This window comes from Streptomyces sp. NPDC048111, from assembly GCF_043202815.1.
Lineage (GTDB): Bacteria > Actinomycetota > Actinomycetes > Streptomycetales > Streptomycetaceae > Streptomyces.
Map to the genome: position 1 here is coordinate 119,175 of NZ_JBIDBD010000008.1, position 14,072 is coordinate 133,246.

15 protein-coding genes are annotated in these 14,072 nt (G+C 72.2%); 6 read left to right on the forward strand and 9 right to left on the reverse strand.

From position 1 onward, the window contains the following. The first annotated feature begins 55 nt into the window (after positions 1-55). Positions 56-652: a TetR/AcrR family transcriptional regulator gene (locus ACGF3I_RS16540; RefSeq protein WP_393132491.1), complete on the forward strand. Its 597-nt coding sequence runs from the start codon at positions 56-58 to the stop codon at positions 650-652. A gap of 30 nt (positions 653-682) precedes the next feature. Here ACGF3I_RS16540 and ACGF3I_RS16545 read toward each other — a convergent pair whose 3' ends face one another. The 6 genes from ACGF3I_RS16545 to ACGF3I_RS16570 all read right to left on the reverse strand — a co-directional run bounded on the left by ACGF3I_RS16545 (position 683) and on the right by ACGF3I_RS16570 (position 5,374). Beyond that, complete coding sequence (locus ACGF3I_RS16545; protein ID WP_393132493.1) at positions 683-1,897, reverse strand: acyl-CoA dehydrogenase family protein; 1,215 nt, start codon at positions 1,895-1,897, stop codon at positions 683-685. Positions 1,898-1,906: 9 nt separating this feature from the next. Next, a complete protein-coding gene (locus ACGF3I_RS16550) occupies positions 1,907-2,929 on the reverse strand; it encodes a phosphotransferase family protein (protein WP_393132495.1) in 1,023 nt (340 codons plus the stop codon). A 231-nt stretch (positions 2,930-3,160) separates the two neighbouring features. Then, entirely contained in the window at positions 3,161-3,481 is a 321-nt protein-coding gene (locus ACGF3I_RS16555) for a DUF202 domain-containing protein (RefSeq protein ID WP_393132497.1), read from the reverse strand. Beyond that, entirely contained in the window at positions 3,481-3,873 is a 393-nt protein-coding gene (locus tag ACGF3I_RS16560; RefSeq protein ID WP_393132499.1) for a YidH family protein, read from the reverse strand. Before ACGF3I_RS16560 ends, ACGF3I_RS16555 begins: the two co-directional genes overlap by 1 nt. A 25-nt stretch (positions 3,874-3,898) precedes the next feature. Further along, on the reverse strand, positions 3,899-4,414 hold the full coding sequence (locus ACGF3I_RS16565; RefSeq protein ID WP_393132501.1) for an NUDIX hydrolase: 516 nt from the start codon (positions 4,412-4,414) through the stop codon (positions 3,899-3,901). A 63-nt stretch (positions 4,415-4,477) separates the two neighbouring features. Then, positions 4,478-5,374 carry a DMT family transporter gene (locus ACGF3I_RS16570; protein ID WP_393132503.1) on the reverse strand — a complete coding sequence of 299 codons (897 nt, stop codon included), beginning with the start codon at positions 5,372-5,374 and terminating at the stop codon, positions 4,478-4,480. A gap of 168 nt (positions 5,375-5,542) precedes the next feature. On the opposite strand from ACGF3I_RS16570, the gene ACGF3I_RS16575 reads away from it, so the two are divergent. The 3 genes from ACGF3I_RS16575 to ACGF3I_RS16585 all read left to right on the forward strand — a co-directional run bounded on the left by ACGF3I_RS16575 (position 5,543) and on the right by ACGF3I_RS16585 (position 8,711). Beyond that, complete coding sequence (locus tag ACGF3I_RS16575) at positions 5,543-7,198, forward strand: FAD-binding dehydrogenase (RefSeq protein ID WP_393132505.1); 1,656 nt, start codon at positions 5,543-5,545, stop codon at positions 7,196-7,198. 198 nt (positions 7,199-7,396) lie between these two features. After that, positions 7,397-8,062 (forward strand): molybdopterin-dependent oxidoreductase, encoded by a 666-nt coding sequence (locus tag ACGF3I_RS16580; protein WP_393132772.1) that lies wholly within the window; start codon positions 7,397-7,399, stop codon positions 8,060-8,062. After that, positions 8,034-8,711 (forward strand): cytochrome b/b6 domain-containing protein, encoded by a 678-nt coding sequence (locus tag ACGF3I_RS16585; RefSeq protein ID WP_393132507.1) that lies wholly within the window; start codon positions 8,034-8,036, stop codon positions 8,709-8,711. Before ACGF3I_RS16580 ends, ACGF3I_RS16585 begins: the two co-directional genes overlap by 29 nt. 93 nt (positions 8,712-8,804) lie before the next feature. On the opposite strand, the gene ACGF3I_RS16590 is transcribed toward ACGF3I_RS16585, so the two are convergent. Then, positions 8,805-10,211 (reverse strand): gluconate:H+ symporter, encoded by a 1,407-nt coding sequence (locus tag ACGF3I_RS16590; protein WP_393132509.1) that lies wholly within the window; start codon positions 10,209-10,211, stop codon positions 8,805-8,807. 11 nt (positions 10,212-10,222) lie between these two features. Continuing rightward, positions 10,223-10,732 (reverse strand): gluconokinase, encoded by a 510-nt coding sequence (locus ACGF3I_RS16595; RefSeq protein WP_393132511.1) that lies wholly within the window; start codon positions 10,730-10,732, stop codon positions 10,223-10,225. Between the two features lie 138 nt (positions 10,733-10,870). Here ACGF3I_RS16595 and ACGF3I_RS16600 point away from each other — a divergent pair, with 138 nt between their 5' ends. Next, on the forward strand, positions 10,871-11,572 hold the full coding sequence (locus tag ACGF3I_RS16600) for a FadR/GntR family transcriptional regulator (protein WP_393132513.1): 702 nt from the start codon (positions 10,871-10,873) through the stop codon (positions 11,570-11,572). A 229-nt stretch (positions 11,573-11,801) separates the two neighbouring features. Further along, positions 11,802-13,301, forward strand: a complete 1,500-nt coding sequence (locus tag ACGF3I_RS16605; RefSeq protein WP_393132515.1) for an amino acid permease — start codon at positions 11,802-11,804, stop codon at positions 13,299-13,301. Between the two features lie 55 nt (positions 13,302-13,356). Here ACGF3I_RS16605 and ACGF3I_RS16610 read toward each other — a convergent pair whose 3' ends face one another. Continuing rightward, entirely contained in the window at positions 13,357-14,064 is a 708-nt protein-coding gene (locus ACGF3I_RS16610; protein WP_393132517.1) for a TetR/AcrR family transcriptional regulator, read from the reverse strand. Positions 14,065-14,072: the final 8 nt, after the last annotated feature.

The window sequence follows — 14,072 nt, forward strand, 5'->3', positions numbered from 1 at the left end:
CGGAACAGGGCGGGGGCCGCGGCCCCCGCGCACGGACGAGAGAAGGGCGGCGGCGATGGCCAAGGCGACGGACACGAGCGGCACCACCCCCGTGCCCCAGCGGCTGCTCGCCGCCGCCACCCGCCTCTTCGCGGAGAACGGCTACGACCGCACCTCCGTCCAGGAGATCGTCGAGGCGGCCGGCGTCACCAAGGGCGCGCTGTACCACTACTTCGGCTCCAAGGAGGACCTCCTCCAGGAGGTGTACGCGCGGGTGCTGCGCCTCCAGCAGGAGCGGCTCGACGCGTTCGCCGGTGCGGACGCGCCCGTCGAGCAGCGGCTGCGCGAGGCGGCGGCCGACGTGGTGGTGACCACCATCGACAACCTGGACGACGCGGCGATCTTCTTCCGCTCGATGCACCAGCTGAGCCCCGAGAAGAACAAGCAGGTGCGCGCCGAGCGGCGCCGCTACCACGAGCGCTTCCGTGCGCTCGTCGAGGAGGGCCAGGCCGCCGGGGTGTTCTCCACCGCGACCCCGGCCGACCTGGTGGTGGACTACCACTTCGGCTCGGTCCACCATCTGTCCACCTGGTACCGGCCCGACGGCCCGCTCACCCAGCAGCAGGTCGCCGATCACCTCGCCGACCTGCTGCTGCGCGCGCTGCGTCCCTGAACTCGTTTTCTGCCAGGGGTACTTGTGCGACTACAGGTACTTCTTCAGCTCGCGGCGGGCCAGTGAGCGCTGGTGCACCTCGTCGGGTCCGTCCGCGAGGCGCAGCGTCCGCGCCGCCGCCCACAGTTCGGCCAGCGGGAAGTCCTGGCTCACGCCGCCCGCGCCGTGCAGCTGGACCGCGTCGTCGATGATGCCGACCACGGTGCGCGGGGTGGCGATCTTGATGGCCTGGATCTCGGTGTGCGCCCCGCGGTTGCCGACGGTGTCCATCAGCCAGGCCGTCTTCAGGACGAGCAGCCGCAGTTGCTCGACGGCGACCCGGGCGTCCGCGATCCACTCCTGCACCACGCCCTGCTGGGCGATGGGCCTGCCGAACGCGGTACGGGCCACGGCCCGGCGGCACATGAGCTCGATGGCCCGCTCCGCCATGCCGATCAGACGCATGCAGTGGTGGATCCGGCCGGGGCCGAGCCGGGCCTGCGCGATGGCGAAGCCGCCGCCCTCCTCGCCGACGAGGTTGCTCACGGGCACCCGGGCGCCGTGGAAGACGACCTCCGCGTGGCCGCCGTGCGCGTGGTCCTCGTAGCCGTACACCCGCATGGCCCGGCGGACCTCCACGCCCGGGGTGTCGCGCGGGACCAGGATCATCGACTGCTGGCGGCGCACATCGGCGTTGCCCGGGTCGGTCTTGCCCATCACGATGAAGATCTTGCAGTCCGGGTTCATGGCCCCGGAGATGTACCACTTGCGGCCGGTGACGACATAGCTGTCGCCGTCGCGCTCGATGCGCGTCTCGATGTTGGTGGCGTCGGAGGAGGCGACCTCGGGCTCGGTCATCGCGAAGGCCGAGCGGATCTCCCCGGCGAGCAGCGGTTCCAGCCACTGCTTCTTCTGCTCGTCGGTGCCGAACTGGGTGAGGACCTCCATGTTGCCGGTGTCCGGGGCCGCGCAGTTGAGGGCGGTGGGCGCCAAGTGCGGGGAGCGGCCGGTGATTTCGGCCAGCGGGGCGTACTGGAGGTTGGTGAGCCCCGCACCGTACTCGGCGTCCGGCAGGAACAGGTTCCACAGGCCCTGGCGGCGCGCCTCGGCCTTGAGGTCGCCCACGACGCGCGGGGTGTCCCAGGGGGAGGCGAGCAGGGCGTGCTGCTCGTGCGCGACGGCCTCGGCGGGGTGGACGTACTCGTCCATGAAGGCCAGGAGCCGGGTGCGCAGCTCTTCGGTGCGGGCGTCGAATGCGAAGTCCATGGCGGGCGTTCAGCCTTCCTGAAGGGTGGTGAGGCCGTGCTCGATGAAGACGGGGACCAGGTCGCCGATGCGGTCGAACCCGGCGCCCACGGTCTGGCCGAGGGTGTAGCGGTAGTGGATGCCTTCGAGGATCACGGCGAGCTTGAACCAGGCGAACGCCGTGTACCAGGCGAGGGCGGAGGTGTCGCGGCCCGAGCGGGCGGCGTAGCGCTCGATCAGCTCGGCGGGGGAGGGGTGGCCGGGCGCGCCGGCCGTGGTGGAGACCGGCGAGTCGGGGAGTTCGAGCCGGGCGCTGTACATCACGAGGAGGCCGAGGTCGGTCAACGGGTCGCCGAGCGTGGACATCTCCCAGTCGAGGACGGCCTTGATCCGGTCGTCCTCGCCGAGCAGGACGTTGTCGAGGCGGTAGTCGCCGTGCACGACGGTGGCCGCGGGCGAGTCGGGCAGCTCGCGCCCCAGCGCCGCGTGCAGTTCGTCGATCCCGGCGAGTTCGCGGTTGCGCGAGGCGTCGAGCTGCTTGCCCCAGCGGCGCAGCTGCCGGTCGAGGAAACCGTCGGGACGCCCGAAGTCCTGGAGCCCGACCGCTTCGGGGTCCACGGCGTGCAGGTCGACGAGGGTGTCGACCAGGGCGAGCACGGCGGCCCTGGTGCGCTCGGGCCCGAGCGGCGCGAGCTGTTCGGCGGTGCGGTACGGGGTGCCTGCCACGTACTCCATGACGTAGAACGGCGCACCGAGCACCGACGGGTCGTCGCAGAGCAGCACCGGCTCGGGCACCGGCACGGCCGTCGGGTGCAGGGCGCTGATGACCCGGTGCTCGCGCTTCATGTCGTGCGCGGTGGCCAGCACATGGCCGAGCGGGGGCCGGCGCACGACCCACTGCCCCGACCCGTCCGTGACGACGTAGGTCAGGTTCGAGCGGCCCCCCTCGATCAGCCGGGCTGTGAGCGGGCCGCCCACCAGGCCCGGCCGCACGCGGTCGAGATGGGACCGCAGCTGCTCCGGGTCGAGGCCTGGCGGGGGGACTGTGCTCATGAGGGGCACCTCCGGAACGGAAGACGGGTCGGGCAGCCTGTGCGAGGGACACGCTACCGACCAGTCGGTATGCCGTCCAGGGCGGACCGCGACGGAGGTACGGAGCCGGCCTGCCGCCGCGCCGGGTGCGTCGCGTCCCGCGCGGGGGTGTCGCGGTCCTGTGCCGGGGCATCGCGCCCCCTGGGCCGGGACCCGGCCGCCCGGTGCGGCAGCCCGCGAGGGGCCCGCCCCTCAGAACAGCGTCACGACCGCGAAGCACGCCAGCGCCACCGTGCAGGCCACCGCGCCGAGCGCGGCGCGCACCCCCAGCACACGGGGGCGGGCGTCGCCGCTCAGGGTCTGGATGCGGCGGTGCGCGACGGCCAGGAACCCGAGCCAGACCAGCGCGCTGAGCGTGACGGCGGTCAGGGCGAGCGGTGAACCGCCCCGGTGCACCGCCTGCTTGGCGGCGAGCACGGCCGCCACCGTGCAGGACAGGGTGGTGCGCCGCCAGGCGAGCCGGGTCCGCTCGGGCTGGAGCCCCGGATCGCGGGCGGCGTCGGGCGAGGACATCAACCGGCCCAGCCGAAGACCACGACCACCACCATCGCCACGGCCACCACCGCGACGGCCAGGCTCAGGAAGGTGGGGAAGCGCGACACCGGCAGGTCCTCGCCGCGCCGCATCGCGCGCTCGCAGCGCACCCAGTGGTTCACCGCCCGCAGCGCGCACAGCACGCCGGCGGCCAGCAGCGCGAGGGCGAGCGCCACCCGGACGCCCCAGCGCAGGTCCGGCAGGAACTGATCGACCGCGAACCCACCACCGACCAGCGCGAGCGAGGTCCTGATCCAGGCCAGGAACGTCCGCTCGTTGGCGAGCGAGAACCGGTAGTCCGGGGTCTCGCCCTCCTCGCCGATGCGCTGGGGCGCGAACCACAGCCGCAGGGTCTGCACGATCGTGATCACCCGCCGCACCCTACCCGGCGGCCCCTCAGGAGGGCCCGAGCCCCGAGGCGCGCAGCCGCCGCCAGGCCGCGAGGCCGTCGGGCACCCACTCCCAGGTGCCGATCCTGCGCTCCAGCTCGGCCAGGGGCAGGAAGCCGTGCCAGGCGACCTCCTCGGTCTGCGGGTTCACCGGCAGCTCGCAGCGCACCTCGTACACCGCCGACCACCAGCTCCGCCCGGCGCTCTCGTAGAGGAACGTGAACAGGGGCGTCGGCCGGGGCAGCCCCCGCACGCCGAGCTCCTCCTCGGCCTCGCGCAGCGCCGCGTCGTCGTACGACTCGCCCGCGCCCACCACCCCGCCCACGAACATGTCGTACAGGGAGGGGAAGACGAGCTTGTCCGGGGTGCGGCGGTGGACGAAGATCCGGTCCGCCGCGTCGCGGGCCAGGACGAACACGCAGCGGTGGCGCAGGTTGTGCGCATAGGCGTCGGCGCGCCGGGCCTGGCCGATCACGGTGTCGTGCTCGTCGACGATGTCCAGGATTTCGTCAGCCGGGTTCATGGGCCCATCCAAGCACCGGCGGCCCGGCCCGGGCAGGGCCGCCGGGCGCCCCGCCCGGCAGGCTCAGTGGGGCTGGAGGTCGCGGGACTCCGGCGCCGGCGCCGTGCCGGACGGCATCGCCGGGTGCAGCCCGAGGAGCACGATCCCGGTCACGATCGCGGCGAGCCCGGCCGCCTCCCAGGCGAGCGCGCCGGTGTCGGTGCGCAGCTGATCGCCGAGGAAACCGACCCCGCAGGCGATCCCGGCCAGCGGCTGCGCCGCGGTCAGGGCGGGCAGGGACATCCGCAGCGGCGCCGTCTCGAAGGCGCTCTGTACGAGCACGAGCCCGCTCACGCCGAGCGCGATCACCACGTACGGCTGCCAGCTCGTCATCAGCTCGGGCCAGCCGCCGCGCGACAGGTGCTGTCCGCTGATCCGGGTCAGCGCGTCCTGGAGCCCGTACAGCAGCCCCGCGGCGACGGCCAGCATGACCGGGGCCGCCACGCTGAGCCGATCGTGTTTGGCGAGCCCGGCGAGCAGCAGCGCGCTGCCCACCACCAGCCCCACGATCAGCCAGTGCCGCAGCGCCCCGGCCTCCGCGACGCCGCCGCGCGGCTGGCCCGCCACGATGAACGCGCTCACCCCGCCCGCGAGCAGCGCGAGCCCGGCCCAGCCCTGCCGGCCGAGCGGCTGACGGGTCTGGAGCCGCGACAGCCACAGGGCGAAGAACAGATTGGTCGCCACCAGCGGTTCGACCAGCGAGACCTCGCCCGAACCCAGGGCCAGCGCGCTCAGCACCATGCCCGCCACCATCAGGCCTATCCCGGCCAGCCAGCGCGGCATGCGCACCAGGTCGAGCAGCAGCCGGGGCGACAGGAAGTCGCCCAGCGGGGCGTGCTGCGCCGCGTTCTGCTGGAGCACGAATCCGAAGCCCAGACAGCACGCCGCGCTCACGGCGAGGACGAGGACCAGAACCGACACGACGGGTACACCTCAAGTACGGCCGGGGAGCGCCGACTTGGCCGACCCTAGCGCCCCGGGAGCGCTCCTGCCTCCCGGGTGCCCGCCACCGGGCGGTTGACGCCGGGTGGCGGCCCGCCGAAGATCTGACGCACGGGTGACCCGGCGGACGAGCGGAGTGAGCGGCCCATGGCGTACGACGCCGATGTGATCGTGATCGGGGCGGGGCTCGCGGGCCTGGTGGCCACGGCCGAGCTGGCGGAGGCCGGCCGGAAGGTGATCCTGCTCGACCAGGAGCCCGAGCAGTCGCTGGGCGGTCAGGCCCACTGGTCGTTCGGCGGGCTCTTCCTCGTGGACTCGCCCGAGCAGCGCCGGATGCGGATCAGGGACAGCCGGGCGCTCGCGCTCCAGGACTGGTTCGGCACGGCCGGCTTCGACCGCGCCGAGGACCACTGGCCGCGCCGCTGGGCCGAGGCGTACGTGGACTTCGCCTCGGGCGAGAAGCGGGCGTGGCTGCACGCCCGGGGGGTCCGGTTCTTCCCCGTCGTGGGCTGGGCCGAGCGGGGCGGCTACGACGCCAACGGGCATGGCAACTCCGTTCCCCGCTTCCACATCACCTGGGGCACCGGCCCCGGTCTGGTGGCCCCGTTCGAGCGGAGGGTGCGGGAGGCCGCCGCCCGGGGGCTCGTCCGATTCGGTTTCCGGCACCGGGTCACGGGGCTCGCCCGTACCGCCGGGGCCGTCGACACCGTGAGCGGCGAGATCCTTGAGCCGTCCGGCGCCGAGCGAGGGACGGCCTCCACCCGGACCGTCACCGGGTCCTTCGAGCTTACGGCGCAAGCGGTCGTGGTGACCAGCGGCGGCATCGGCGGCAACCACGACCTCGTTCGGGCCCAGTGGCCCGAACGGCTCGGCACCCCGCCCGAGCACCTGCTCTCCGGCGTGCCCGCCCATGTCGACGGCCTGATGCTCGGCATCACCGAGCGGGCCGGCGCCCACCACATCAACCGCGACCGGATGTGGCACTACACCGAGGGCATCCAGAACTGGAACCCGATCTGGGCCCGGCACGGCATCCGCATCCTGCCCGGGCCCTCCTCGCTCTGGTTCGACGCGCGCGGCAACCGGCTGCCCGTGCCGCTCTTCCCCGGCTTCGACACGCTGGGCACGCTCGACCACATCATGAAGACCGGGCACGACCACACCTGGTTCGTCCTGGACCGAAGGATCATCGGCAAGGAGTTCGCGCTCTCGGGCTCCGAGCAGAACCCCGACCTCACCGGCAAGTCCGTGCGGGGCGTCATCGGGCGGGCCAGGGCCGATGTGCCGGGCCCGGTGCGGGCGTTCATGGACCACGGCGCCGACTTCGTGGTGGAGAAGGACCTGCCGGCGCTGGTGCGCGGGATGAACGCGCTGACCAAGGAGCCGCTCATCGACGAGGCCGCGCTGCGCCGCGAGATCGTGGCCCGCGACCGCGAGATCGCCAACCCGTTCACCAAGGACCTCCAGGTCACCGCCATCCGCGGGGCCCGCAACTACCTCGGCGACAAGCTCATCCGCACCGCGCCCCCGCACCGCATCCTCGACCCCGCCGCGGGTCCGCTGATCGCGGTCAAGCTGCACATCCTGACCCGCAAGTCGCTCGGCGGCCTGGAGACCGACCTGTCCTCGCGGGTGCTCACCGCCGGCGGCGACCCTCTGCCCGGCGTGTACGCGGCGGGCGAGGCGGCCGGGTTCGGCGGCGGCGGGGTGCACGGCTACCGCTCCCTGGAGGGCACCTTCCTCGGCGGCTGCATCTTCTCGGGCCGGGCCGCGGGCCGTGCCGCGGCCCGGGCGGTGTCGTAGGCCGCCGAGGGGGCCGCGCCGCCGGCGACGAGGAACGGCACCGGATCTCGGCGGCCGGCCCGGATCTGACGGAACGGTGACATACGGCCGCGGGCCCTGGCAGGAGCGGCCCCCGGGTGTTCGAATCGAGAGGTGACACCAGAACCGACACCGCCTCCCTCGCGGGGCACCCCCGTGGGGCGCCGGCTCGTGCTGGGGATGCTCGGCCTCGGCGTGGCCGGGGTCGCCTCGGCGCGCTCCGTACAGGGCGGGCTCGAAGCGTTCCTCGGCGCCGCCGCCGACAAGGACCCCACCGGCCTGACCAGTCTGCTGCCCAACGGCGGCGGCTTCCGCTACTACTCGGTGGCCTCGTCGGTGCCCGACCGGAGCGCCGCCGACTACCGGCTCACCGTGGACGGCCTGGTCACCAGGCCCGCCACCTACACCCTGGACGCGCTGCGCGCCCTGCCGCAGACCAGGCTGGTGCGTGACGTGCAGTGCGTGACCGGCTGGCGGGTGCCGGGCACGCCCTTCGCCGGGGTCCAGCTGTCCCGGCTGCTGGACGCGGCCGGGGTGCGTCCCGGCGCCGGAGCCGTCCGCTTCACCTGCTTCGACGGTGCGTACAGCGAGAGCCTGACCCTCGAACAGGCGCGCCGCGACGACGTGCTGGTCGCGCTGAGCATGCAGGACAAGCCGGTCAGCCACGCACACGGCGGGCCGGTGCGCCTGTATGTGGCGCCCATGTACTTCTACAAGTCGGCGAAATGGCTGTCCAAGATCACCGTGACGCGGACGGTGGAACCGGGATTCTGGGAGGAGCGAGGCTATGACGTCGACGCCTGGGTCGGCCGGTCCAATGGACGCGAAGACACCCCCACCTCCTGAACTCCCTTACACGGTAAGGCGGTTCACGCCGGGGGTGCGGTGGGTGCACCGGGCCACGGCCTGGCTGATGGGGGCCTGTGTGGTCACCGCCGCCGTCCTCTACGTCCCGCAGTTCGCGGAGGCGGTCGGGCGGCGCGAACTGGTGGTGCGGGTGCACGAGATCTGCGGCGTCCTGCTCCCGGTGCCCGTGCTCATCGGTCTGGTGTCACGGGCGCTGCGCGCCGACCTCGGACGCCTCAACCGCTTCCAGCCGTACGACAGGGTCTGGCTGCGCAGCGCGCTGCGGCGGGTGCGCGAGCCGCGTCCCGCCGGGAAGTTCAACGCCGGGCAGAAGCTGTACGCGGGCTGGATCGCGGGGGCGGCCCTGGTGATGCTGGGCACCGGGTTGCTGATGTGGTTCACCCACCTCGCGCCCATCGAGGTGCGGATCGGGTCCACGTTCGTGCACGACTGGCTGTCCTTGGCCGTCGGGATCGTCGTCGCCGGCCATGTGTGGATGGCGCTCGGCGACCCGATGGCACGCCGTGGCATGCGCACCGGGTCGGTCGACCGGGACTGGGCGCTGGACGAACACCCGTTGTGGGAGCCGGAATCGGACGAGGATCCGGACTCGGCCGGCTCGGGCCCGGCCCGGTCGCGCCGCCCCTAGCCGAGCCGCGCCTGGCCGAGCCGCCCCTGGCTCAGCCGACCCGCGCCGGGGACGAGCCGTGCCGGGGACGAGCCGTGCCTGGACGAGCCGTGCCTAGACCACGAGGGAGAGCAGCAGCACGAAGCCGAGCGACACCACGGAGATGATCGTCTCCATCACCGACCAGGTCTTGACGGTCTGCCCGACGGACAGCCCGAAGTACTCCTTCACCAGCCAGAACCCGGCGTCGTTGACATGGCTGAAGAAGAGCGAGCCGGCACCCACGGCGAGCACGAGCAGGGCCGCGTGCGCGGTCGACATGTCGGCCGCCAGCGGTGCCACCAGACCCGCGGCGGAGATCGTCGCCACGGTCGCGGAGCCCGTCGCCAGCCGGATGGCCACCGCGATCAGCCAGGCCAGCAGCAGCGAGGGGATCGCCCAGTTCTTGGAGAGGTCCAGGACCATCTGGCCCACGCCCACGTCGATCAGGGTCTGCTTGAACCCGCCGCCCGCGCCCACGATGAGCAGCACACCCGCGATCGGCGCGAGGGACTTCTCGACGGTCACCGAGATCCGCTCCCTGGTGAACCCGGCGGCGCGGCCCAGCGTGAAGATGCCGACCAGGACCGCGGCGAGCAGCGCGATCAGGGGCGAGCCGATGACGTCGGTGACCCGCTGGAGGTGGTTCTTGGGGTCGTCCACCACGATGTCGACCAGCGCCTTGGCCAGCATGAGGACGACCAGGAGCAGGACCGTGACGATGGTGGCGCCGAAGCCGGGCCGCTTGGTGAGGTCCTCCGAGGGACGGGTGGGAACCATCGTGTCCGGGGCGGGCACGTCGACCCAGCGGGCCGCGTACTTCGAGAACACCGGCCCCGCGATGATCACCGTCGGAATGGCGACGACGACGCCGAGCGCGAGCGTCACCCCCAGGTTGGCGCCGATCGCGTCGATGGCGACGAGCGGCCCCGGGTGCGGCGGGATCAGGCCGTGCATCACGGAGAGACCCGCGAGCGCCGGGATGCCGATCCGCATGAGCGAGTAGTTGCCGCGCTTGGCGACGAGCAGCACCACGGGGATCAGCAGCACGATGCCGACCTCGAAGAACAGCGGCAGCCCGATGATCGAGGCGATGGCGACCATCGCCCAGGGCATCGCACGGCCCCCGGACTTTCCGGCCCTGGCCAGGATGGTGTCGACGATCTGGTCCGCGCCGCCGGAGTCGGCGAGCAGCTTGCCGAGGATCGCGCCGAGCGCGATGAGCACGCCCACGCCCGCGACGGTGCTGCCGAGCCCGGCGCTGAAGCTGGTGATGACCTTGTCCAGCGGGGCGCCCGCGAAGGCGCCGAGTGCGAGCGAGCCGATGGTCAGGGCCAGGAAGGCGTGCAGTTTGAACCGGGTGATGAGCAGGACGATGACGGCGATGCCCGCGAGTACGGCAATGCCCAGCTGGGTGTTGCCGGCCGAGGTGATCGGCTGCGTGGCGTCCGCTGCCAGGAACTCGACGCTGAGTCTGGTCACGGTGGGGATCCTTAGATGGTGAGCGGTCGCAGAGCGGCGGCGGCCCGCTCCGCGATGTCCTCGGGGGTGCCGGACACGTCGACGGCGACGCCCGCCTCGTCCGCGCCGAGCGGCTGGAGGGTGGCGAACTGCGAGTCGAGCAGCGCGGGCGGCATGAAGTGGCCCGTGCGCTCGGCCATCCGCCGCTCGATGAGCGCGCGGTCGCCGGTCAGGTGCAGGAAGACGAGGCCGGGGGCGGCGGCGCGCAGCCGGTCGCGGTAGCTCCGCTTGAGTGCCGAGCTGCTGACGACCCCGCCGAGCCCGGCCCGGCCGTGCGCCCAGGCGCCGATCGCGTCGAGCCAGGGGAGGCGGTCGGCATCGTCCAGCGGGATGCCCGCGGACATCTTGGCGACGTTCGCCTCCGGGTGGAAGTCGTCGCCCTCGGCATAGGGGACGCCGAGCCGGGCCGCCACCAGCGGCCCGATGGTCGTCTTGCCGGTTCCGGCCACGCCCATCACGACGACGGTCAGGGGGGAGTTCATACGGGTGGTGCCTCGCTGTCCTCATCGACATCGATGTCCGTCGCGCACACTCAAACCCATTAGGTACGACATATTCAAGAGTTCGTGATGTAAAAGTCATACTTTTAAGCGCGGAGTGCCCCACCGTAGGCTTGGCCCATGACGACTGGGGCCCGGGGCCTTCACACGCACGTGCTCGACAGCCTGGGCCTGGCCATCACGGCCGGCGAGTACCCCCCGGGCAGCGTGCTGCGCACCGATGAACTCGCCCAGCGCTTCGACGTCTCGCGCACGGTGATCCGCGAAGTGGTACGGGTCCTCGAATCCATGTACCTGGTCGAGTCCCGGCGCCGGGTGGGCGTGACCGTCCAGGTGCCCGAGCAGTGGAACGTGTACGACCCCCAGGTCATCCGCTGGCGGCTCGCGGGCGCCGACCGGCCGCGCCAGCTGCGCTCGCTGACCGTGCTGCGCTCCGCGGTGGAGCCGGTGGCCGCCGGGCTCGCCGCCCTGCGGGCCACCCCGGCCCAGTGCGCCGACCTCACCGAACAGGCCCTCGGCATGGTCGCCACCTCCCGCGGGCGCCAACTGGAGGCGTACCTCGTCCACGACGTGGCCTTCCACCGGATCGTGCTCGACGCGTCCGGCAACGAGATGTTCGCCCGGCTCGGCGACGTGGTGGCCGAGGTCCTCACCGGCCGCACCCACCACCAGGTGATGTTCCCCGACCCCGATCCGGCCGCCGTCACTTTGCATGTGCGGGTCGCCGAGGCGGTGCGCGCGCGGGACGCGGCCGAGGCGGAACGGCTGACCCGGGAGATCGCGGTCGGCGCCCTCCACGAGCTGGACGTCCTGGCCCCCTAGGTACCCTGGGCAACAAAAAAAGCCCGTCGGATACCTTTCGGTTACCTCAGAAACAGCTCAAATCTGTCCGTACGTGACATTGACCACTGCCAAACTGTGCCGACAGCCGGGACCATGGGCCGCCGGTCCGTGTCATGGTGTCGCGTGCGCCTGCCACGGTGGCCACCCGCATCACCGGCCCGGCCGGTCCCGCACGACCGCATGACCCCTCACAAAGGCGAACTACTCCATGAGTGACCGCACCATGCCTGCGGCCGAGACCCAGAGTGCCCCCGCGGGGGCGACGACGGGCACCCCCCACATCGACGCCGGTGATGCCGGTTACAGCAAGGACCTCAAGTCCCGCCACATCAACATGATCGCCATCGGCGGCGCGATAGGCACCGGACTCTTCCTCGGGGCCGGCGGCCGGCTGGCGGGCGCGGGCCCCTCGCTCGCGATCGCCTATGCGGTCTGCGGCGTCTTCGCCTTCTTCGTGGTCAGAGCCCTCGGCGAGCTCGTGCTCTACCGCCCCTCGTCCGGCGCCTTCGTCTCCTACGCCCGTGAGTTCATGGGGGAGAAGGGCGCCTACACGGCGGGCTGGCTGTACTTCCTGAACTGGTCGACCACCGCCGTCGCCGACATCACCGCGGCCGCGACCTACGCCCACTTCTGGGCCATGTTCAGCGACGTCCCGCAGTGGGTCTGCGCGCTGGTCGCGCTCGCGGTCGTCCTCACCGCCAACCTCATCTCGGTCAAGTACTTCGGCGAGATGGAGTTCTGGTTCGCGATCATCAAGGTCGTCGCGCTGGTCGCCTTCATGCTGGTCGGCATCTACCTCGTGGTCACCCAGCACGACGTGGACGGCTCCACCCCCGGCTTCTCCAACATCACCAGCCACGGTGGCGTCTTCCCGATGGGCATGCTGCCCATGCTGCTCGTCATCCAGGGCGTCGTCTTCGCGTACGCCTCGGTCGAGCTGTGCGGCGTCGCCGCGGGCGAGACGGAGAACCCGCAGAAGATCCTGCCCAAGGCGATCAACTCGATCATGTGGCGCGTCGGCATCTTCTACGTCGGCTCCGTGGTGCTGCTCGCCCTGCTGCTCCCGTACACCGAGTACTCCGAGGGCCAGAGCCCGTTCGTCACCGTCCTCGACAAGATCGGCGTGCCGGGTGCGGCCGGCGTGATGAACCTCGTGGTCCTCACCGCGGCGCTCTCCAGCCTCAACTCCGGTCTGTACTCCACCGGACGCATCCTGCGCTCGATGTCGCTCGCGGGCTCCGCGCCCAAGTTCGTCGGCGTGATGAACAAGGGCAAGGTCCCCTACGGCGGCGTCCTGTTCACCGCCTTCTTCGGTGTCATCGGTGTGGCCCTGAACAAGGTCGTGCCGGACGACGCCTTCGAGATCGTGCTGAACTTCGCCTCCATCGGCATCCTCGGCACCTGGGCGATGATCATGATCTGCTCGCTGCTCTTCTGGCGCCGCGCCAAGGAGGGCCACCTGGAGCGGCCCTCCTACAAGCTGCCCTGGGCGCCGTACACCCAGCTCGTGACGCTGGTCTTCCTCGCGTCCGTGGCGTTCTTGATGTGGTACGGCGGGGGAGTGGGCCGCACCACGATCTACTGTCTGCCGATCATCGCGGCGCTGCTCGTCGGCGGCTGGTACGTCGTGCGCAAGCGGGTCGGCGCCATCGCCTCCGCCTCCGCCGCGTCGTCCGGCTCGTCCGCCGCGACCACCACGGAGAAGTAACGCCGGCACCACCTCGAAAGGGCGGCGCCCCCGGCCACGGGGGAGCCGCCCTTCGTCATGCCCGGACGTGCCGCAACCGGGCCTCGGCGGCGGCGAGCATCATCTCCAGGGCGGCCGGATAGGCGCTGCGGCCCATCTCCGCGACCAGGGTCGCAGCCGTCGCGGCCACATGCGGGTGGGTGTCGGCCGGCAGCCGTGCGTACCGCTCGCGCCAGGTGCGCTCCTCGGCCGCGCGGGACGGCTGGTCCAGGGTGAGCACCGTCGCGTCCAGCGCCGCGAACGCCAGCGTCTGGTCCACGAACACGTGGTAGATCCGCACCGCCTCGGCGTCCGGGAACCCGGCCTCGCGCAGGATCTTGAGGATCGTCTCCACCGACCGCATCTCGTGCGCCCGCCCGGTCACCCGGGTACAGGTCAGCACCGCCGCCCGCGGGTGGGCCTGGTAGTCGGCGTGGATGCGCAGGCCGAGCGAGCGCAGATCGGCCCGCCACGCGCCGGTCGGCCGCCAGGACCGCAGGGTGCGCCCGATCAGCTCGTCCGCCACCGCGAGCAGCAGGTCGTCGGTGTCGTGGAAGTACCGGTAGAGCGCGCTGGGATCCGCGCCGAGGGCCGTGCCGAGCCGGCGCACGGTCAGCGCCGCCGCCCCGTGCTCGCCGATCAGGCGCAGCGCCGTCTCGACGATCAGCGCCTCCGACAGCACCGTGCCCGCCTTCGTCGGCCGGCGCCTGCGCCGCTCCCCGTCCGCCACGACCCGCTCGCTCATGCGCGGCA

Bases quoted from the DNA above. Each gene is read 5' to 3' on its own strand.
- ACGF3I_RS16540 (WP_393132491.1), top strand. From the start codon at position 56: ATGGCCAAGGCGACGGACACGAGCGGCACCACCCCCGTGCCCCAGCGG.
- ACGF3I_RS16545 (WP_393132493.1), bottom strand. From the start codon at position 1,897: ATGGACTTCGCATTCGACGCCCGCACCGAAGAGCTGCGCACCCGGCTC.
- ACGF3I_RS16550 (WP_393132495.1), bottom strand. From the start codon at position 2,929: ATGAGCACAGTCCCCCCGCCAGGCCTCGACCCGGAGCAGCTGCGGTCC.
- ACGF3I_RS16555 (WP_393132497.1), bottom strand. From the start codon at position 3,481: ATGTCCTCGCCCGACGCCGCCCGCGATCCGGGGCTCCAGCCCGAGCGG.
- ACGF3I_RS16565 (WP_393132501.1), bottom strand. From the start codon at position 4,414: ATGAACCCGGCTGACGAAATCCTGGACATCGTCGACGAGCACGACACC.
- ACGF3I_RS16575 (WP_393132505.1), top strand. From the start codon at position 5,543: ATGGCGTACGACGCCGATGTGATCGTGATCGGGGCGGGGCTCGCGGGC.
- ACGF3I_RS16580 (WP_393132772.1), top strand. From the start codon at position 7,397: ATGCTCGGCCTCGGCGTGGCCGGGGTCGCCTCGGCGCGCTCCGTACAG.
- ACGF3I_RS16585 (WP_393132507.1), top strand. From the start codon at position 8,034: ATGGACGCGAAGACACCCCCACCTCCTGAACTCCCTTACACGGTAAGG.
- ACGF3I_RS16595 (WP_393132511.1), bottom strand. From the start codon at position 10,732: ATGAACTCCCCCCTGACCGTCGTCGTGATGGGCGTGGCCGGAACCGGC.
- ACGF3I_RS16600 (WP_393132513.1), top strand. From the start codon at position 10,871: ATGACGACTGGGGCCCGGGGCCTTCACACGCACGTGCTCGACAGCCTG.
- ACGF3I_RS16605 (WP_393132515.1), top strand. From the start codon at position 11,802: ATGAGTGACCGCACCATGCCTGCGGCCGAGACCCAGAGTGCCCCCGCG.
- ACGF3I_RS16610 (WP_393132517.1), bottom strand. From the start codon at position 14,064: ATGAGCGAGCGGGTCGTGGCGGACGGGGAGCGGCGCAGGCGCCGGCCG.